Below are 20,205 nucleotides of genomic sequence, written 5' to 3' on the forward strand. Positions count from 1 at the left end.
TTAAAAGGAGTTGCCAGGTTTTCCCTTACATTTTTCATATTTATTCTATCCCAACGAGTATCGACCCTTCATTATCCAATTACCCCGCTTATTAGTTTACCATAGTCATGAAAAAGAAACATCCTTCGAAAGACCACCTTTTTTGTCAAATCGAATCACTTGTTTTATAATATGAGCATATGATCATATAGTAAGAGGAGTGATGATTAATGACATATACCCCGCCTGATGATGAATACATCGAAAAAGCAGCTCAGACTTTTAAGGCATTATCAGATCCTACGCGGATTAAAATTCTTCATTTGTTACTTCAAAAAGAATGTTCCGTAGGGGAAATTGCAACACATTTAGCTATGAAGCAATCAACCATTTCTCATCAATTAACATATCTAAGACAGTTACATCTTGTAAAAAAACGTCGTGTCAAAACAATGTATTTCTATTCGCCTGATGACGATCATGTCATGACATTACTAGAACAGACATTGAAACACGCGACACATACAAGTTAGGAGGATTCTTATGGGACATGACCATGGCCACCATCACCACCACACCAGTAATAAACGCGTTTTATTTTGGAGTTTTATTATTATTTCAGTATTTATGATGGTAGAAGCAATAGGAGGTTATCTGACAAATAGTCTTGCCTTATTATCGGACGCAGGCCACATGCTTAGTGATGCAGCAGCATTAGGCCTAAGTTTACTAGCGTTTAAAATCGGTGAAAAGAAAGCAACCAAAATGAAAACTTACGGGTACAAACGATTTGAAATTATTGCTGCATTTATTAATGGATTAACGTTAATCGTAATTGCACTCTTTATATTTTATGAAGCGTTCCACCGTTTTGTTGATCCACCAAATGTTAGTGCTAGTATGATGATCATTGCCTTTATCGGCTTACTCATTAATATTGGTGTGGCCTTCTTATTAATGAGGGGAGATTCAAAGGAAAATTTGAACATAAAAAGTGCACTAATACATGTCTTTGGTGACCTGTTAGGTTCAGTAGGTGCAATTGTTGCAGGGGTATTAATCTATCTGTTTAATTGGAATATAGCAGACCCCATCGCAAGTGTAGTTGTAGCGATTCTTATTTTCATATCAGCCATTCGCATTACGAAAGAGTCACTCCATGTCTTAATGGAAGGAAAACCACATCACATTGACACCTCAGAAATAAACACGATATTATTACAGCTTGATGGCGTAGAAAATGTTCATGATTTACATGTATGGTCTATCACTTCTGAATTCCCGGCAATGAGTTGTCATGTAGTGGTAAACAAACAAACAGATCGAGACCTTTTATTACAAAAAGCAATCAACGCTATCAAACAAAACTTCCAAATTAGCCATTGTACAATACAAATAGAAGGACCACACACAAATTGCGACAATTGCAATTAACACAATTAGGGGCTATTACCGTTACAATCCCTTTATCCCTTGCTTTTAGAATAGTGATTGGTTGAGCCATTATCCTCTAGCCATAGTAACTACATCTCCATTCATGTAACTTGCTTTATCCGATAAAAGAAATTGTGCAAACTCCGCAAAATTTCTTCTGGCTTTCCTATGCGTTTTAAAGGAACATACTCAATCGTGCGTTATATTCTTTCCTCTGATTGGAAAAGTTTCACTTCCACCTGTCCTCTCTATTGGTCCAGGTGCAATGGCATTAACATCAACTGTTTTATCTTTCATTTAGTTCTCACCTTCTCCCTTCCATAACATAAGTGTTAAAATTCAGTTCCTGTTAAAAAACGTATCTGTATATGATGTGAAATGAAATTCCATGCTATAATAAAAAGTAATGCTAAAATTCCTGGAGAGGATCGAATGGGATGAAACGACGAACATTTTTAAAAAGAGTATTTGGTAGCATTCTTACATTAGCAGGGTTAAGTGGTGGTACTTATTACTATGCGCGAGATATTGAACCTACTTTACTGGAAATAAATAATCAGCGAATTCGATCAAAGAAAATCCCAAAGGCTTTTCATCAGTTTAAAATCGTACAATTTACCGATACCCACTTGGGCTTCCATTATTCGATTGATCAATTTACCGATCTTATACAAACGATAAATGAACTATCTCCAGACATGATTGTTTTTACTGGGGATTTAGTCGATAAACCAGATCGATATAATTGGAATAGCCATTTAATTCATGAATTAAAGCAATTAGAAGCTCCATATGGAAAATACTGGGTATACGGTAATCATGATCACGGTGGTTATGGTACAAACATTTTAAAAGATGTAATGAATCAAGGAGGCTTTACCCTCCTACAAAATGAAAGTAGAGAGATAAAACGTGATAATGAACAATTTGTACTAGCGGGAGTAGATGACATTATTCTTGGGGATCCTGACTTGGATAAAACGTTAGAGCAGATAGATACGAATCAATTTACCATGTTATTAGCACACGAGCCAGATTTTGCTGATATTGCAAAACAATATCCCATTGATATTCAATTATCAGGGCATAGCCACGGTGGGCAAATTCGCTTCCCATTTATTGGCCACCTGTACACACCAGTTTTTGCAGAAAAGTATATCCAAGGACAATATACGTTTACCTCTAACAACCTTCATCTTTTTGTTAGCAGGGGTATTGGAACAACCAGGTTACCATACCGTTTTCTGTGCAAACCGGAAATTCATCTTTTCACATTGGAGAATGATGAATAGCGACAAATACTCCTCTTTTGATGGGTCCACGACCATCGTCCAAACAGAGGTTTTGCAGGGAATAACGGAATGACGATTCATCAATAGAATATAGGTGGGTCCTCGTTCCGTTATTGATAAGAAAAGTGGTTCTTGAAAAAGTGGATTCTTTGACCCTTATATTTGCATGAGAGTTTCCATGAATAATTCTATGTACCAATAGAATGATAAAACCTACAGCTATTCCCTTTATCTTCAGCATGATCAAGATGTGGTTGTTTTTTCAGTGTTGCCTTTTTGAACAGGGCTTGCATTTGGCCCGTTTATATATGGTGTATTACACCCTAGTCCAGTTGCACCTATGGCTATCCTGGATTATCCATATAGACCTTATTATAATAGCAAAGTATTTGATTTATTCTCCATTACAGATCAAACATTTTTATGTTGAAAAAGGACAGGCTTTACGATAGGATATTAGATAAGTAGTAATTGAAAGGAGGATCCAGCGTTGAAGCAAAAACAAGAACCATCATTAGGGTCAATAGCAAAAGCAATTTATACCATTAATAGACATGCAAAAACAGCCCCTGAGCCACAACATCTTTATTTCATTAAAAAAGAAGCCATTACACGTCTATTAAAACAAAATTATGCCAAAAAAATTGGACTTCACTTTTCAAATCATCCAAAAATGAGTAACCAACACTCTACATTACTAGTAAAAGTTGATAACTATTACTTTCATATCCCTCCATCTAAAGAAGATTTCCGAGAATTAAAACATTTAGGGACACTCGACCAAAATTATCGAAATCCCCAAACGAAAATGTCTTTGTCACAAGCAAAGAATATTGTATACCGTTACATAGATTGGCAACCAAAGAAGCCAAAAAGACAGCCAAGGAGACAGTATACTTCAGCATATTTCACCCCTTCATCATTAGGAAAAATGGAATGGCCCCCAAGTAAAAAACATCGTCATTACTAAGCTGTGAGAAAATCACGTTGCATTCGTTCACACCGATAGACAATAAGGATGTATTCCCTTAAAAAAAGTGAATCCCCAAACATGGAAACGTTGTCATGTGTTGGGGGTTCACTTTTTTAATAGGGACATAACAGCTGCACCCGATTCTGCCACAGTCAGGCGCTTTTTAGCAGACAACACCTCAGCCTCCTCCGAGATAAAACTGCTTCATACATAGAACTAGCAGTATTTTTTAGCAGGACTCGACTACTCACTTAAAATAGGAATCGATACCAGCAAGCTTTTAGAAAACAATCTATTGCAATGGTAGCTGTACACTAAATCTATTATTGTTTGTTTAACATCCGTTTAAACCCATTGATCACGATTAAAGCAAAACCAAATAGTCCAATTGTTTGTAAGACCATCTTAAATAGAACTGGATCATCACTTCTTTCATTTCCCAACCATATAATTGTCAAAAAAAGGACTAAGATGAGTAGGCTACTACAAACATAACTTAGCATTTTAGAAGATTGGGTCATGACAAAAAAATGAATCAATGGGTGCAAAACGATGTAACTGAGTAATACTACTGTAAAAATAAGTATGTAAATAATATGTTCTTCTTTTAACCCTAACATAATTAAGTTAGATAGATGGAACCATTCAATTGTATTAAATGTATTAATAAATAAATCGATCATTTGTATCACTTCTTTTTTATATAGTAATCTATTATCCTTAGTTTCATTTTTCACAAATAACCATCAATCTATACTTCGCCTTCCCAAATCAGCCCTATTATTTGATATAATCGCATTAATTGAATTGTAAGGGGGGATTACCAATAAATAAACCATTTATCTACATAATTAGTGGTGCGGCACTTTGGGGAACACTTGGCTGGTATGTAAAGCATTTATATGCTTATGGGTTTACACCAATGGAGGTTGTTACCTTACGCGCATGGTCCACTGCCATTTTAATGGTCGCGTTTGTCTTGATGACATCACCAAAAACATTAAAGCTACATCAATTTAGTGACCTGAAATATTTTATAGGTACAGGAATAGTAAGCATTATCTTTTTCAATTACTGTTTATTCACAGCAATTGACTTATCAACGATACCTGTTGCAACTGCATTATTATACACTGCACCCGCATTTGTAACATTGTTTTCATTCTTTTTATTTAAGGAGCCTCTAACGAGAATCAAGGTACTTGCTCTCCTTATAACATTAATTGGTACGGCTTTTGTAGTAGGGTTAATACCCTTCAATTTAGAGTCTATCCAAATTGGTAGTATTCTGTTTGGATTGGGTTCTGGTATTGGATATGCGTTATATAGTATCTTTAGTAAATTCGCTTTAACCAAATATTCCAGCTTAGGAATTACAACCTTTACCTTTATTGTAGCCAGTATTTCTTTACTTCCGTTTTTTCCTTATGAAGAAAAGTTTCATTTGTTACTTGATCCAATGGTGCTTTTTTATGCCTTTGGTTTAGGCTTCTTACCAACAGCATTCGCTTACATCATCTATACCATCGGCTTAAATCAAACAGAAGCATCAAAAGCATCCATATTAACAACGATTGAACCAGTTGTTGCGACCCTAATTGGTATATTTATATTTCAAGAGACATTTACCTTCATACAAATGATTGGAATGGCTTGTATTATAGGGGCAGTCATATTAATTCAAGCGTATTCGACTCCAAAACCACAAAAATTAGCAAATTAATGCTTACAAAGTGATTTCCATCACGACATCTTTAATTGAAAAGCTTTATCATTTACCTATAGTCATTCCAAGGAGGTACTCAAAATGAACACATTTACTGCTGAGCATAAGCCAGCTGATATTGTAAAAGTCTTTCCGAAAGCAAGTGATTTATTTAAAAAACGTCGCATTGACTTTTGTTGTGGTGGTGATAAGCCATTAGAAGAAACGTTCGTGAAAAAGAATATGGATGCTGAAGAAGTTTTATCCGAATTAAATACAGCATATGAAAAATGGCAACAAGAAGACCATCAAATAACAGATTGGGATCGTGTTCCTTATGGTGAACTCATTGATCACATTGTTCACACACATCATGCATTTTTAAATGAAGAATTAGTACCATTAGGTCAATTTGTCACTAAAATCTTCCGAGTTCATGGATCTAAACATCCACATTTAAAAGAATTGCACCGTCTCTATCACGATTTTAAAGTGGATATGGAAGAGCATTTAATCAAAGAAGAAGATGATGTATTTCCTTTAATTAAAGAATATGAAAACAACCCAAGTGCTGAATTATTGCAACAAATAAGTGATGCTAATGGTGGATTAGAAGATGACCATGACGCTGCAGGAGATCTTCTAAAACAAATGCGAGAAATTACAAATGATTTTGAACCGCCAGCCGATGCATGTAACTCTTATCGAATCACCTATGCTCGATTAGCTGAATTAGAATCAAATACTTTCCAACATGTACATTTAGAAAATAATATATTGTTCAAACGATTACAAGAAGCAAACTAAAAAAATCAAAAACATATCCCTGCAAAAAGGAGAGGCTAATAAAGCCTCTCCTTTTCATATCTAACCATTATTCATTTTAGACTTATTCTATCTTTAGTGTGTCCATTCTTTACTATCAGTTACTTGTTGTTCTGTTTGTCTTTTCTCGATTCGTAGTTCAATTTTATCTAATTGGTGTTCATCTTGTAATAATTGTTCTTTATTTTCATTAACGAGATCTTCGAATGTTTGAAACTTTTGGCGCATCCTTATACACTCCTTTATTTCTTTTTCAATATCTATTATACCCAAAAATTTACACAATAAATCATAATTATTTGAACATTTTTTAACAAATATAATACGTCAACTTTTTCTTTTTCCTTCATTACATGGTAAACTTTTTATTAGGCGCTTTTTGTATTCTTTGTTGTTTTTAACGTCGCAACATATATATTATGCGTCGTAAATGTTTATCTATAATTACAGCTACGGAAATACACTTCGCTTTCCGCGGGCGGCTGGTGAGCCTCCCGCAGGAGTCTTCGTGTATTTCCTCCGCTAGTTTTGTGCTATTCTACTTTTTATCATTGTTGTTATTAATACGATGATTGATTGGAGCGTAGGACAATCGTCTCCTGCAGGAAAAGCACGTGTCCGAAGACCCCACAGGAAGTGGTTTTCTTCCGAGGAGGCTGAGGCCGTGTCCATGGCAAAGAAGACACTGTGAAAACGAATAGTTTGAACAGATGTTGCACTTATGCCCGTGGTGAAAGCGACTGTCCGGAGCGGAAATTAACGGAGCATTTATTGCGCATAATACATCAATTATTCATTAAAATTTATACTTAAAAAACAACAATCTTTTAGAAACAAGCCTTTTACTACAAGAAAGAAGTTGGAGGGAAATAAATTGCAGCATCTACTAAATAAATCGGTTCAAACAATCGAAATCTCAGGAATCCGGAAATTTTTCAATATGGTTGCAGATGTTGAAGATGTGACATCCTTAACGATCGGGCAACCAGATTTTCAAACACCGCAACATATAAAACAAGCAGGAAAAAAAGCACTTGATCAAAACCAGACAACCTACACAAATAATGCAGGGTTAATCGAATTACGAAAGGCCATTGCACAATATAACGAAATGCATCATCAAATTACATACAACCCAGATAATGAGATCATTGTAACAACTGGAGCTTCACAAGCAATCGACATTACATTTCGTACCATCTTAAATCCAGGTGATGAAGTGATTCTACCAGCACCAATTTATCCAGGTTATGAGCCATTAATCACGATGGCTGGTGCAAAAGTGATATTCGCTGATACGACTAATGATGGTTTCAAATTGACAAAGGAAAATTTACAGCGTCATATTACCAGAAAAACAAAATGTGTGGTTCTCCCCTATCCATCGAATCCAACAGGAGTATCTTATACGAAACAAGAATTACATGAATTGGTAGATCTCATAAAAGAAAAAGAAATTTTTATTTTAGCAGATGAAATCTATCACACGCTTGTTTACGACCAGGTACACACCTCAATTGCTAGTTTTTCAGAGGTACGAGATAAAACCATCGTCATAAGTGGAGTATCAAAATCTCATGCCATGACAGGTTTCCGGATTGGGTATACGCTAGCTCCAGCATGGCTAACTAAACATATGCTAAAAGTACATCAATATAATGTTTCATGCGCTTCATCAATTAGTCAGCATGCAGCATTAGAAGCAATTGCCAATGGACATGAAGATGCTATTGAGATGCGGGATACCTACCGAAAACGTCGAGATTATGTATATAATCGTTTACAAAAAATGGGACTTGATGTCATCAAGCCTGCTGGTGCATTTTATTTTTTCCCTAAATTATCGGTTAATGGACTATCTTCCTTCGAATTAGGAATTGATTTGGTTCGAAAAGGAAAGGTTGCTCTTGTTCCAGGTGATGCTTTTTCACCTCTAGGCGAAGGTTATATGCGGCTTTCTTATGCATATGATATGAATACCATTGAAGAAGGATTAAATCGATTAGAGGTATACTTAAGAATAAAAAGATAATGTGGGGTTTATTTAGATGATGAGTTATCATCATTCGAATTTTTATTTCTTAACTTATCATATAAATTTAATAGGTTGTCCAACTCTTGACTTTGCGTTACAGACTCACAGCTAGTCGCCCCTTTTTCTAGCGCAGTTTGTGACATTTTTTTCCGTAACTGTTCAATTTCTTCAAGTACCATATGGCAGGTATTCATGGTTGATTGTACCTCCTTTAGTATGTATATTTACACTAGCATAAGGCTTTAGTTATTGACAAGTTTCTTCACAGATCAATGAAGAAATGGATCATAATAATGGATAGTATACATAGGAATTACAAAAACATATTTCCTGTGCTACTATATAATAAGGTACTAAAGAGTGAATATACGTTGCTAAACTTAGCGATGATAATCAACGTACGGATTAGCTTTCGTACTCTACAGTTATATCAATGCTAGAAAGGATGTCTTCGTTGACAGAAACCAATCGAAGTAAAAATGAATGGGTGGAATGGGCAAAAGCAATATTAATTGCCGTTTTTGTTGCCTTTTTACTACGGTCATTTGTATTCGCAACATCAATTGTGGAAGGCGAAAGTATGAATCCAACACTAGAGAACGGAGAACGTGTTGTATTTAATAAATTTGTCTATTTAGTAGGGGAACCTGAACGCGGTGATATTGTTATCATACAACGGCCAACTAAAAATTATGTAAAACGAGTCATCGCATTACCTGGGGAAACTATCAAGATGGAAGACCATTTGTTATATATAAATGGAGAAAAATACCAGCAACACTTTATTAATGAAAAGGCTCAATTTCGAACTGGGAATTTTGGTCCTATTCAAATTCCTGAAGGTAATTATTTCGTAATGGGAGATAATCGTGCGATTAGCAAGGATAGCCGAAATGGGCTTGGGTTGATTGAAGAAGATGATATTATCGGAAGATCTGAATTTATCTTTTTTCCTTTTGATCAATGGGGTATTACAAGATAAGGGGCAGACCCTATAGTTGTCTGTCCCTTTTTTACACGTTAGGAAAGTATAAAATTTTAGCTATGAAGTAGAATCGACGTTGCTAATATTTTAATGTCCTAAGTATAAGAAAAACTAACACACATTCGCTAAGGGACGAGCGAATACAATTTTTTCTAATCGTCAAAATATTAGAACTGTGGATGACTGAACAACAGGAACAGCCACGTCCAGCTACGACGGATAGGATGTTCCTAGTTCAGGCATTGCGATTGACGTGGCGTTCTTAGCCTGTAAGAGCGCTTCTAGCTCTTGTTCCTTATTCATGGTCAAAAATCAAGTAACCAATATTTAGCGCGATGATTCCTATGCTAACAACCCCTAAAAGTACTTCCCACATTTCCATTTCGAGAGCACCCCCTTCAAAGTCTCTATGTAAACCATTATTCACTATTAATTCTACCCTACTTTATCATACCAATTTCCCTAGCGAAAATAAAGAAAAACTTTAGCTAATAAGGTTTTACCCTATTTCAAACTACGTTAAAATAAAAATATACATCTCTATAGATGAAAGTTGGAAATCATTATGCCTCATTGCCCTTATTGTGGAACAAAAGTAAAAGAAGATGAATTATTTTGTATTAAATGTGGGAAAGCATTGCCAAAAGATATAAAAAGTCGAATTGGACCCCAAAAAAATGTTAATAAGTATTGGCTAATTCCAGTTGGTGTAATGCTATTAACGACGATTGCAATTGGTACCTATTATTTATTCTTACAAAGCCACACAACACAGGCTAAAACCCTTTATAAACAAGGCGAGGAGCACATTCTTGATGGGGATTATGATACAGCACAGGAAGCTTTTGAAAATGCCTTAGATTATAAGGGCTCATTTTCTCAAGCAACTATTGCCTTATCATTTCTAAAAAAAGCAAGTCAAGTAGATGCTAAAGTGGAAGAAGCATTACAATTATCTGATAAGAAAAGCTTCCAAGAAGCATTACGTCTTATACAAGAGGCGGAACAGGACATAAGTGATTTTAATGGAACTGGGGTTACAGAATTAATTAATAAAATCATGCAAACACGTCATGAAATTCAAATAAGCCAGTTACATGACATCATGGAAGGTTCTCCAAGTATTGATGACTTAAAAATCTTACTTTGGGAAGCAGAATCTATCAATAATGAAGAAGCTGCAAAGATTGCAGAAAACATTCGCAGCAAGATCGTGGATTTTACCTTTACAAGAGCAAGTGAGCAATTAAACCATAACCATTTTTCCGATGCGTTGATTCTTGTTGAAGATGGATTGAAATACGCTCCAAACTCAGAAAAGTTACAGAGTTTGAAAACAACCATCGAAAAGGAAAAGGTAGCCTTTGAAACGACTCAACAAGAACGGATCGAACAAGCGATCAACACTGCCACTGAGGAGCAACAGTTGAACGAAACGAATGCGTTAGAAGTTACTTCCCTTCAAGTCGAAACAGATGATGAAAATAATATTGTTGTCAAAGGGGAAGTGGAAAGTGTCGCAACAGTTCCCATCAATTCTATATTAGTAGAATATACTATTTTGACGAAAGAGGAAACAGAACTTTTATCAAATGAAGTATATGTATTTCCAGACAAATTATATCCAAATGAATCAGGAAAGTTTGAGTTCACTCATTATGATATAGATAATGACGGAAATGATTATAGGGTTGAAGTGGATAAAATGAAATGGTATGTAGAGTAACATTTATGCATTATAGACTAATGGAGTGAACAGGATGCACAAGAAAATGTATGCACCAATTATCGTATCTAGTATTCTCGTAATCATCGGTGTCAGTATAGGTATAGCTATCTACTATGATTGGAAAAACACAAGTATCACAACAGATAGTGATGTCATTCACGAAGTAGAAAGTAATTCAGATGGGCTTGATTTAAAAACAATTATTCATGAAGCAGAAAAAAATGTAATGTTAATTGAAGGTCAACAAGATCAACATTCCACCGCCGGCTCAGGTTTTTTATATAATGATCGCGGAGATATTATAACAAATGCACATGTTGTGAAAAATGCCGATATTATATATGTACGGACATCAAATGCACGAGTTTACCCAGCTGCAGTTGTTGGAATGGGAGACAAAACGGATATTGCTGTTATTCGAGTACCACAGCTAGCTGGCCAAACACCACTAGAAGTAGAAAAAGAGACTAAAGCAGAGATTAGTGATGAGGTTATTGCTCTCGGAAGTCCACACGGTTTCCAAAATACAGTAACGTTAGGCATCATTTCTGGAACAGAGCGGAATTTTTCCGTGGATGGGTTTGATTATAATAATGTTTATCAAATTTCAGCACAAATTACGGAAGGAAATAGTGGCGGACCTTTAATTAAAAGAGAGACGGGAAAAGTAGTTGGGATCAATTCGGTTGGAACAAATGATGGAACACTTGGTTTTAGTATACCGATCGATGAGGTTATTGACCAAATTGAACAATGGTCTAATGAAACACAAAATGATCAACTAGAATTTGCTAGTACATCTGATATTGTGGATAAAATAAATTCAGAGCAATTAGAGGAAGATGCAGCATATATCATAGATTATTTCTTTGAAAGTATTTCTATCAGAGACTATGTAGGTGCCTATGCACTCTTAGGTAGTGAAATACAAGGTCAACATTCCTATGCCGATTTTCGTGAGGGGTATATTCATACGATTAACATTGAATATGACGAACCTACAATGGAAATAACAGAAGATAAACAAGCATCTGTATCGACAACCGTTACAATGGAAGAAAAATTACCTAACGAAGAAGAAAATAATGTGACTAATATCTCTTATTATTTTACACTTGGTTATGAAAACGACCAACTCAAAATACTAAACATATCCAATGAAGAGGAATAATCGGCCATTCGGACGCACAGTATGTATTACTAGTGTACGTGGCGTTCTTAGTCATCCTCTCCCTCACTAGTTATCACGTCATAACTGGCAGTAAAACCCCCATTTCAAGACATCAACATTCAAAGAAGTGTAAGTGGGGGATGAACTGCCAGTAAAGTCCTGATAAGTTCAACTAACATTCAGTGGGGGATGAAAGAAAACCCCACTGAATGAGTTTGTCTTTATGAAAATAACCAAACAACGCTTATCGTTGTTTGGTTATTTTAAAGAGGATGTTCAAAAAGTCCGGTAAAAATGACACATCTAATTTCTTCGTTGGCTTGCTTTTTTAGCTCCTTGGAAAAGAATGACACTTTTCCTGCGTGCGATGTAGATTCTAGTGAGCATTCCTTGTGCTCACGTATTAATTGCATACGCTCCGCTGCTCAAGGCTTCGCCGCCTCGAACTTCTCGGTCCTTTTTATCCTCCTTTTTGAACACGCACTTAAACTAATACTTCAGCTAAGTATCTACCTTAAGTCTCTACTTCCCATACAGGAAAAAACTAAATAGAAAACTAAAATTTATGAAGTACTTGGTAATAGCTCTGTTAATTCTTCTGGTGGTAGTGGTTTACTAAAAAAGTATCCTTGCATTTCATCACACTTTTCTTGTTCTAAAAATGCCAATTGATCTTTTGTTTCGACTCCTTCTGCAATCACCTTCATGTCTAACGAATGGGACATATGGATGATCGACTTTACAATTGCTTGATTTTGCTTTTGATTTTCATCCATAAACATTTTATCGATTTTTAATTTTGTAATAGGAAACATACTTAAGTATTTAAATGAAGAATAACCTGTACCAAAATCATCAATGGAAACAAGTACCCCAAGTTTTCGTAGGCGATCTAAGGTACTTAGAATATATTCCTCATTCGCCATCGCCATACTCTCTGTTATTTCTAACTCTAAATAGTTGGCAGGTAATCCTGTTGTCATCAACACTCTTTCGACTTTTTCTACAAGAGATCGCTGGTTAAATTGTTTTGCTGATAAATTAACACTAACGATAACAGGCTCATATCCCTGGTCTTGCCATGCTTTATTTTGTTTGCATGCCTCTTGTATTACCCAGTCACCTAACTCGATAATCAAGCCTGTTTTTTCTGCTAACGAAATAAACTGATCTGGCGGAATGTATCCTTTTACAGGGTGATTCCATCGTAACAAAGCCTCTAATCCAATCACTTTTCCTGTATGTAAATTTTTTTGCGGTTGATAATGTAATTCAAATTGCTCTTTTTTTATCGCCTGTCGTAATTCACTTTCCATTGTTAGCATGGTTTTAAAATTATCAGAAATGGATGATTCAAATAAATTATAATGATTTCGATGCTTTTCTTTAATAACATACATAGCGGAATCTGCGTGTTTAATTAAATCATTTGGTGTTTTTCCATTCTCTGGATAAAGGCTTATTCCAATACTAACCGATGTATATACTTCATAATCATCAATTTTTATCGGTTTTTCAAATGATTTAATTAAAAGCTTTGCTAGTTCTTTTGCTGCTTTTGGATCTCTTGTGTTTCGGTGTAAGATTAAAAACTCATCACCACTCATCCGTGCGATAAACGTATCTGTTTCAAGAAAAGACTTCATCCTTTCCCCACAGGCTTGTAGTAACCTGTCACCAAATTGATAACCTAGCGTATCATTAATTTCCTTAAAGTAATCCAAATCAATAAAATACACAGCTAATTTTTCATTATCTTTTTCAGCTTGTTTGATTGCCTCTTTTAGTACCTTTTGAAAATAATTTCGATTGGGTAAATCTGTTAATTCATCATAGTAGGCCATATACTCAATACGCTTTTCATTTTCAATTTGTTCTGTAATATCTTTGAAAACCGCAGCCCGAATAATGGTCCCATGATCATTATAAGGATGTTCGATTATTTCAATATAGAATGGTGTACCATCTTTTTTGACTCCAGTTAATTCATAGGGTTTTGTTGGATCTAAGTGCATCCTTTTAAGTTGATCTCTACTATGATGATCAATCAGTTGTTCTATCTTCATCTGTTGGACCTCTGAGCGATCATACCCAAACAAAGTAGCGAATGTTGTATCACAATCGATAATTTTTTCCTCATTATATAAAACCGTGCCTTCTGTACTGCCCCTCACAAAATGACTAATGTATTTTTTTATTTCACTTGTCTTATTTTGTAAAGATAATTCACTTATAATTAGACAATACATATCATTTGCTAGACGAATCGATTTCACTTCCATGATCCGCTCTTTATCATTTTTAAGTTCCATTAATAAATGGGTATCATCCTTATCCTTTAGCAAAGCAAAATCTAGATAATCTGTAATATCCATTTGCGTCATGTTCTCTAGTTGCAACAAAAAATAAGCAGGTTTATTTCCATTCATGATCGTACCATCTCGGTGGACAAAAAGGATCGCATCATTTAAGTATGGTAGTACACGTTGGTGTATTGGATCCTCATACTTATGTGACATGGACTCCCCTCCTCCAAAAAATAGCATTATCCGATAATCATTTTCTCTTTTGGATAATGGTACTTACCACTTTTCTTAGTTGTTTTAAAGATAAACAAAAAGGTAATAATCCCAACTCTACCGATAAACATGAGAAACATTAGTACAACTTTCGAAAAAGTCGTTAATTCACTCGTGATTCCTAATGACAATCCAACGGTACCGAAGGCTGATGTTATTTCAAAAAGAATTTCCGTCATTGAATAAGGTTCAACGATCGAGACAATTAAAACAGCAAAAAACACAGTACCTATTGCCATTAACGTCACAGTAACAGCTTTTAGTAAATCATCCTCATATACTTCCCGATTGAAAATCCGTATACTATTCCCACCACGAGCATATGTAATGATGAAAATAACAACTAATGCAAACGTCGTTGTCCGTATTCCACCACCAGCACTACTAGGCGAAGCACCAATAAACATTAGAAATGACATAAATAAATGATTCTCTTCAGTTAGTTGACTAACATCCATTGTTGATAATCCACCACTTCTTGTGGTCACCGATTGAAATAAGGCGTAAAATAGTGCTTCATGCCAAGATTTGTCAGCAAAAAATTTACCAGTATCTAACAAAATAATAAAGACCGCACCGACAACAATTAAAATGAAAAATGTCAGTGTCGTTACCTTTGTAAATAACGTAAATCGTAAAAGCGGATTATTGCCAGACCTTGCAAATAGGTAATCTTTTACTTCAATTAGTACTGGATAGCCTATCGCACCAAAAATAATCAGTAACATATTGACAAATTGTACAAAATAATCGTCCTTAAAAGGAACTAGTGAGGCACCAGTAATATCAAACCCACCGTTAGTAGTTGCACTAATGGAACCAAAAAAACCTTGAAAATAAGCTTCAGCTGCCGTTGGAAAATACTGTAGATAGTAGGTTCCTAAAATAAGAAAGCCAATAAATTCAATCGTTAGTATCACAAAAAAGATTTGTATGATTAAATCAACCATTCCAGCGAAGTTCGTTTGATTCTGGTCAGTCATAATTAAGCGTCGCTCACGCAAGCCAATCTTCTTCCCTAATAAAATCCAGATAAAGGTCCCAATTGCCATAACCCCGATAGCACCTAATTGAAGAATACAGGCAAGTAATATAATGCCTGTTGTACTTAAGGTATCGGCAATTGTAATGGTACTTAATCCTGTTACACTTAATGCACTTACAGCAGTAAATAATTTATCAATAAAAGCTATGTTTACCCCATCTTGGTAAGCAATTGGTAACGATAAAATAACAGTCGATACAAAAACGGCTAGGAAATAAAATAAAAAGATTAGCTGTACAGGTGATAATTTATTTAGCCAACCAAACACCTTTTGACGATCGAACATAATTGGTACTCCTTACGTGTCTACTCTTGATATCGGTGAAGAGCCCTTAATTCTTTACACCATTATATCAGTGATTATATATTCGCGCTCTCATTTTCGACATTTTTTAAGTAAAATTTATACATTTTGTAGAAAATAGTAATATTATCCTATAGCATGCTAATACCATAACATATTTCGTCTTCTTTAAAAATATGGCTGTTTTCTAAAAGTTTGTTGCTTAATAAATAGTTGATGTATTATGTGCAATGAGTGACATATCTGTTAATTACCGCTACGAAAATACACTACGCTTTCCGCGGACTCCCCACGAGCCTCCGTTGCAAAAACCACACTGCGGGGTCTCTTAGGCTCGTTTTTCCGCAGGAGTCTACGTGTATTTTCTCCGCTAGTTTGTGCTATTCTATTTCTTATTAATATTGTTATTGATGCTAATACAATAGTTGGTTGGAACGGAGGACAGTCGACTCCTGAAGAAAAGCACGTGTCTAGACCTGAGCAGGAAGTGGTCTTCTTCCGGGGAAGCTGAGGCCGTGCCTGCGGTAAAGAAGACACTGTGAAAACGAATAGTTTGAACAGATGTCGCACTTATGCCCGTTGTGAAAGCGACTGTCCGTAGCGGAAATCAATACAAAACTTTACTGCACATAATATAGATTATGCGTCGCAAAAGTGTAGTTGATTTCGGCATTTTTCATCTATTTATTATTAAACGCATAATACCAACTAAAAAATAGCATACCAATCATGTTAATAGGTATGCTATTTCACTTGTTCCTTCAAGTGCGTGTTCAAAAAGGAGGATTAAAAGGACCGAGAAGTTCGAGGCAGCGTAGCTTTGAGTAGCGGAATGTATGCATTTAATACATGAGCACAAGGAATGCTCACTAGAATCTACATCGCACGCAGGAAAAGTGTCATTCTTTTCCAAGGAGCTAAAAAAGCAAGCTAACGAAGAAATTCGATGTGTCATTTTCACCGGACTTTTTGAACAACCTCTTCAAAGTAAATTAACTAGTAATAGTAAGTAGCTATTAAATTCTTTCTTTAAATTTCTCTAAGAGAGAAACTCCTTGGTATCCTTCTTCAATTAGTGTTTTTAACAAATCTTTTATAATACTTTTTTGTTCATCAATCATAATTCCCATAAATAATACGTTGATGTTTTCACCAATTTCATTGATCCCTATGACAGATGTAAGGAAAGTAGCTGGAGGGTTGGTTTCTTTAGTGATTTTCACTTGTATCATTACATCTTCTTGTTGTTGTTGTAATCGTCTGAAAAAGTCCATGTACGTTTTATCAACATAAACTTCAATTATCCAGCGATTCTCATCATCCTCTCGATTAATCGCTAACCCATCAATAATTTGTATATCATGTTGTACAATGTCTTCTTCTTTATTCTCAATAATTTCAAGCGATTTTAATTTAAATGTTTTCATACCTTCCCTCCCTTACCTTATTCTAACCACCTATATAGGACATTTCAATTTTCTTGCGATCATGGTGTTTATTTTCTGCACGTTCATCTGAATATCGGTCTTTTCTTTTGCCCCATAGTTGTTCAAGAGCATTTGATAACTGTTCATCAGTGTAGCCTTTTCGAAGTTTTTCACGTATATCATATCCATCTGAAGCAAATAGGCAAGTATATAACTTTCCATCAGCAGATAGGCGAATTCGTGTACATGTACCACAGAAAGAATCTGTGACAGAAGAAATCACTCCAATTTCTCCTCCCCCATCTTTATAGCGGTATCTGGAGGCAACTTCCCCATAGTAATTTTCCTCTGCAGGTTCTAGTGGCATTTCTTCATGAATTTTATCAATAATATTCTTCTTAGATACAACATTGTTGAAATCCCAACCATTATGATTTCCTACATCCATAAATTCAATATAACGCAAAATAACATCTGTATCTTTAAAATGACGGGCCATCGGAAGTATCTGGCTTTCATTCATTCCTTTTTTGACAACTGTATTTATTTTCACCTGTAATCCTGCTGCTTGTGCTGCTTCAATACCTTTTAAGACTGGTAATGTCACGACACCTTTTCCATTAATCTCTTTGAAGGCATCATCTTCAATAGCATCCAAGCTTATATTCACACGTTGTAGTCCTGCCTCTTTCAACTTCTTTGCTTTTTTTGGCAGAAATATACCGTTTGTTGTTAATGCAATATCTTTTATTCCAGAAATCTTAGTTAGCCTTGCAATAAGTTGGTCTAAATCTTTTCGCATTAATGGTTCGCCACCAGTAATCCGGATTTTTTCGACGCCTAATTTTGCAAAGCTTTCAGCAAGACGTACAATTTCATCAAAACTTAATAATTCACTTTCAGGCAAAAATGGGTAATCTTCGCCAAATATTTCCTTTGGCATACAATACGTACAACGAAGATTACATTGATCAATAACGGAAATACGCAGATCTTTTAGCGTTCTTCCGAAATGATCTTTAATTGGTGTTTTATCAGTCACCAATAGCCCTCCTTCATGTATATAATTAAAACGCCTTTTGTCCATCGACATCATTTATAAGTAAGACTTCCACATCGTTACCAGGTTCAAATCCCCTTGTTCCCCCAGGTAACACCATTAAGGCGGTTGTATGTGCTAAAGAGGTAACAACATTTGACTTATCAATTCCTGCTAAATGGGCATAAATCCCATCTTGTTCATAGGTAATGTAACTTCGAACAAAACGTGTAAACGGATTTGGTTTAGGAAATGAATCCGCCAGTGTTGCCTTAATTCGTTTCATATATGGATATTTACTATATAAATAAGAACGTATAATTGGTCGAACAAATAATTCAAATCCTACATAGCATGCTGACGGGTTCCCAGATAGTCCAAATAAAAGCTTTCCTTGGTATTCCACAACAGTTGTTACACTGCCTGGGCGCATTGCTATTTTATTAAATAATACGGAAGCACCCAGTTTCTCATAAATGGCAGGCATTAAATCAAAATCACCTACCGAAACGCCTCCAGTTGTAATCAAAATATCTACGTGATCTAGTGTTTCTTTTATCGTTTTAAAGCTAGGTTCTAATTCATCTTTTAACTTACCTATATATCGATATTCCCCTCCTGCTCGGATAACTTGAGAGGCAATCATGTACGCATTGGAATTACGTATTTTTCCAGGTTTTAACGGTTCATCTACGTCCAATAATTCCGTACCAGTAGCTATAATCCCTACAACTGGTTTCTTCCCTACTTTTACCGTATCATACCCAAATGTTGCGAGTAACGCTTTGACCCCTGGATTTATAATGGTTCCTTTTTCCACAAGTATGTCTCCTTGTGTCACTTCAGAACCTTTATTGATAATATTTTGTCCGCTCTGCATGGTACGTTTTATCGACATAAGGTCTTTACCATCTCTTTGGTACGCTTTACATACTTCAAACATCGCTACACAATCTGCACCTTCAGGAATTTGTGCACCAGTCATTATTCTAGTTACTTGACCTTTTTTCAGTGGTTTCGTTGGCACTTGTCCTGCACCAATATGTTCCACTACTTCCAATTCCACTGGGTTATTTAAGGAAGCATCGATTGTATCCTCGGAACGTATAGCGAATCCATCATATGGTGATTTATCAAAAGAAGGTACAGGATTTGTTGCAACAACATCTTCTGCTAAAAAACGATTATCACAATGTTGGATGGAAACTTGTTCAATTTTACCTTGTGCTTGATACTCCATAACACGTTCAACTGCATCCATTACTGGAATAGGTTTACGCCTTTCTACCACAAAACATCAAACCTTTCCTTCAATTGGCATTCTTTTAATGGGAATAATCTCGTTGAGTAGGAACATTTTTTATTTTCCTCGTTACTAATAATGCCTATAAGAGGATGTTCAAAAAGTGCAGTAAAAGTGACACATCTAATTTCTTCGTTGGCTTACTTTTTCGCTCCTTGGAAAAGAATTACACTTTTCCTGCGTGCGATGTAGATTCTAGGGAGCATCCCTTGTGCCCACGTATTAATTGCACACTCCGCTACTGTGACCTTCACTAGCTCAAACTTTCGAGGCAAAGGACGTTAGCGTGAGGCGTTGCAACAGGTGCCTGAGACCTTAGCCGACTCGGTCCTTTTTATCCACCTTTTTGAACACCTACTATAATGATAGTTTAACAAAAA

General features: G+C 35.6%; 18 protein-coding genes. 10 read left to right on the plus strand and 8 right to left on the minus strand.

The genetic code is table 11. The features are described 5' to 3' along the window. Positions 1 to 209 precede the first annotated feature (209 nt). The 4 genes from GHC26_RS08360 (at position 210) to GHC26_RS08380 (ending at position 3,675) form a co-directional block, all read left to right on the plus strand. Entirely contained in the window at positions 210 to 512 is a 303-nt protein-coding gene (locus tag GHC26_RS08360) for an ArsR/SmtB family transcription factor (RefSeq protein ID WP_163970811.1), read from the plus strand. Positions 513 to 522: 10 nt separating this feature from the next. Continuing rightward, a complete protein-coding gene (locus tag GHC26_RS08365) occupies positions 523 to 1,413 on the plus strand; it encodes a cation diffusion facilitator family transporter (protein ID WP_163970812.1) in 891 nt (296 codons plus the stop codon). 437 nt (positions 1,414 to 1,850) lie between these two features. Next, complete coding sequence (locus tag GHC26_RS08375; RefSeq protein ID WP_163970813.1) at positions 1,851 to 2,705, plus strand: metallophosphoesterase; 855 nt, start codon at positions 1,851 to 1,853, stop codon at positions 2,703 to 2,705. Between the two features lie 490 nt (positions 2,706 to 3,195). Then, positions 3,196 to 3,675, plus strand: a complete 480-nt coding sequence (locus tag GHC26_RS08380; RefSeq protein WP_205599207.1) for a YkyB family protein — start codon at positions 3,196 to 3,198, stop codon at positions 3,673 to 3,675. Between the two features lie 326 nt (positions 3,676 to 4,001). Here the strand turns inward: GHC26_RS08380 and GHC26_RS08385 are convergent, their stop codons facing one another. Beyond that, on the minus strand, positions 4,002 to 4,415 hold the full coding sequence (locus tag GHC26_RS08385) for a hypothetical protein (protein ID WP_163970814.1): 414 nt from the start codon (positions 4,413 to 4,415) through the stop codon (positions 4,002 to 4,004). Between the two features lie 65 nt (positions 4,416 to 4,480). On the opposite strand from GHC26_RS08385, the gene GHC26_RS08390 reads away from it, so the two are divergent. Together GHC26_RS08390 and ric are read left to right on the plus strand one after the other, a co-directional pair. Then, positions 4,481 to 5,401, plus strand: coding sequence for a DMT family transporter (locus tag GHC26_RS08390; protein ID WP_404821772.1), 921 nt, complete (start codon positions 4,481 to 4,483; stop codon positions 5,399 to 5,401). Between the two features lie 84 nt (positions 5,402 to 5,485). After that, positions 5,486 to 6,190, plus strand: coding sequence for an iron-sulfur cluster repair di-iron protein (ric, locus tag GHC26_RS08395; RefSeq protein WP_163970815.1), 705 nt, complete (start codon positions 5,486 to 5,488; stop codon positions 6,188 to 6,190). A 93-nt stretch (positions 6,191 to 6,283) separates the two neighbouring features. Here the strand turns inward: ric and GHC26_RS08400 are convergent, their stop codons facing one another. After that, the gene (locus GHC26_RS08400; RefSeq protein WP_163970816.1) at positions 6,284 to 6,436 is read right to left on the minus strand and encodes an FbpB family small basic protein; all 153 of its coding nucleotides are present in this window, start codon (positions 6,434 to 6,436) and stop codon (positions 6,284 to 6,286) included. Positions 6,437 to 7,082: 646 nt separating this feature from the next. Here GHC26_RS08400 and GHC26_RS08405 point away from each other — a divergent pair. Continuing rightward, on the plus strand, positions 7,083 to 8,240 hold the full coding sequence (locus GHC26_RS08405) for an aminotransferase A (RefSeq protein WP_163970817.1): 1,158 nt from the start codon (positions 7,083 to 7,085) through the stop codon (positions 8,238 to 8,240). An 8-nt stretch (positions 8,241 to 8,248) separates the two neighbouring features. Here the strand turns inward: GHC26_RS08405 and GHC26_RS08410 are convergent, their stop codons facing one another. Next, positions 8,249 to 8,437: an aspartyl-phosphate phosphatase Spo0E family protein gene (locus GHC26_RS08410; protein WP_163970818.1), complete on the minus strand. Its 189-nt coding sequence runs from the start codon at positions 8,435 to 8,437 to the stop codon at positions 8,249 to 8,251. Between the two features lie 260 nt (positions 8,438 to 8,697). Between GHC26_RS08410 and lepB the strand changes: the two genes are divergently transcribed. The 3 genes from lepB to GHC26_RS08425 all read left to right on the plus strand — a co-directional run bounded on the left by lepB (position 8,698) and on the right by GHC26_RS08425 (position 12,128). Beyond that, the gene (gene lepB / locus GHC26_RS08415) at positions 8,698 to 9,225 is read left to right on the plus strand and encodes a signal peptidase I (RefSeq protein WP_404821773.1); all 528 of its coding nucleotides are present in this window, start codon (positions 8,698 to 8,700) and stop codon (positions 9,223 to 9,225) included. A gap of 568 nt (positions 9,226 to 9,793) precedes the next feature. Beyond that, on the plus strand, positions 9,794 to 10,954 hold the full coding sequence (locus GHC26_RS08420; RefSeq protein WP_163970819.1) for a zinc ribbon domain-containing protein: 1,161 nt from the start codon (positions 9,794 to 9,796) through the stop codon (positions 10,952 to 10,954). Positions 10,955 to 10,988: 34 nt separating this feature from the next. After that, positions 10,989 to 12,128 carry a S1C family serine protease gene (locus GHC26_RS08425; RefSeq protein WP_163970820.1) on the plus strand — a complete coding sequence of 380 codons (1,140 nt, stop codon included), beginning with the start codon at positions 10,989 to 10,991 and terminating at the stop codon, positions 12,126 to 12,128. A gap of 563 nt (positions 12,129 to 12,691) precedes the next feature. Here GHC26_RS08425 and GHC26_RS08430 read toward each other — a convergent pair. From GHC26_RS08430 to GHC26_RS08450, 5 genes are all read right to left on the minus strand, one after another. Further along, complete coding sequence (locus tag GHC26_RS08430) at positions 12,692 to 14,647, minus strand: GGDEF and EAL domain-containing protein (protein WP_163970821.1); 1,956 nt, start codon at positions 14,645 to 14,647, stop codon at positions 12,692 to 12,694. A 26-nt stretch (positions 14,648 to 14,673) separates the two neighbouring features. Continuing rightward, positions 14,674 to 16,038, minus strand: coding sequence for a TrkH family potassium uptake protein (locus GHC26_RS08435; protein ID WP_163970822.1), 1,365 nt, complete (start codon positions 16,036 to 16,038; stop codon positions 14,674 to 14,676). A gap of 1,034 nt (positions 16,039 to 17,072) precedes the next feature. Next, complete coding sequence (locus GHC26_RS08440; protein WP_163970823.1) at positions 17,073 to 17,483, minus strand: YwpF family protein; 411 nt, start codon at positions 17,481 to 17,483, stop codon at positions 17,073 to 17,075. Positions 17,484 to 17,505: 22 nt separating this feature from the next. Next, the gene (gene moaA / locus GHC26_RS08445; protein ID WP_226376902.1) at positions 17,506 to 18,525 is read right to left on the minus strand and encodes a GTP 3',8-cyclase MoaA; all 1,020 of its coding nucleotides are present in this window, start codon (positions 18,523 to 18,525) and stop codon (positions 17,506 to 17,508) included. Positions 18,526 to 18,550: 25 nt separating this feature from the next. Further along, complete coding sequence (locus GHC26_RS08450) at positions 18,551 to 19,813, minus strand: molybdopterin molybdotransferase MoeA (protein ID WP_163970824.1); 1,263 nt, start codon at positions 19,811 to 19,813, stop codon at positions 18,551 to 18,553. Positions 19,814 to 20,205 lie beyond the last annotated feature (392 nt).

The organism is Oceanobacillus halotolerans (genome assembly GCF_010993955.1).
GTDB classification, from domain to species: Bacteria; Bacillota; Bacilli; order Bacillales; family Amphibacillaceae; genus Oceanibacillus_A; species Oceanibacillus_A halotolerans.

Bases quoted from the DNA above. Each gene is read 5' to 3' on its own strand.
- GHC26_RS08360 (WP_163970811.1), top strand. From the start codon at position 210: ATGACATATACCCCGCCTGATGATGAATACATCGAAAAAGCAGCTCAG.
- GHC26_RS08420 (WP_163970819.1), top strand. From the start codon at position 9,794: ATGCCTCATTGCCCTTATTGTGGAACAAAAGTAAAAGAAGATGAATTA.
- ric (WP_163970815.1), top strand. From the start codon at position 5,486: ATGAACACATTTACTGCTGAGCATAAGCCAGCTGATATTGTAAAAGTC.
- GHC26_RS08435 (WP_163970822.1), bottom strand. From the start codon at position 16,038: ATGTTCGATCGTCAAAAGGTGTTTGGTTGGCTAAATAAATTATCACCT.
- GHC26_RS08430 (WP_163970821.1), bottom strand. From the start codon at position 14,647: ATGTCACATAAGTATGAGGATCCAATACACCAACGTGTACTACCATAC.
- GHC26_RS08440 (WP_163970823.1), bottom strand. From the start codon at position 17,483: ATGAAAACATTTAAATTAAAATCGCTTGAAATTATTGAGAATAAAGAA.
- GHC26_RS08365 (WP_163970812.1), top strand. From the start codon at position 523: ATGGGACATGACCATGGCCACCATCACCACCACACCAGTAATAAACGC.
- GHC26_RS08410 (WP_163970818.1), bottom strand. From the start codon at position 8,437: ATGAATACCTGCCATATGGTACTTGAAGAAATTGAACAGTTACGGAAA.
- GHC26_RS08375 (WP_163970813.1), top strand. From the start codon at position 1,851: ATGAAACGACGAACATTTTTAAAAAGAGTATTTGGTAGCATTCTTACA.
- GHC26_RS08425 (WP_163970820.1), top strand. From the start codon at position 10,989: ATGCACAAGAAAATGTATGCACCAATTATCGTATCTAGTATTCTCGTA.
- GHC26_RS08400 (WP_163970816.1), bottom strand. From the start codon at position 6,436: ATGCGCCAAAAGTTTCAAACATTCGAAGATCTCGTTAATGAAAATAAA.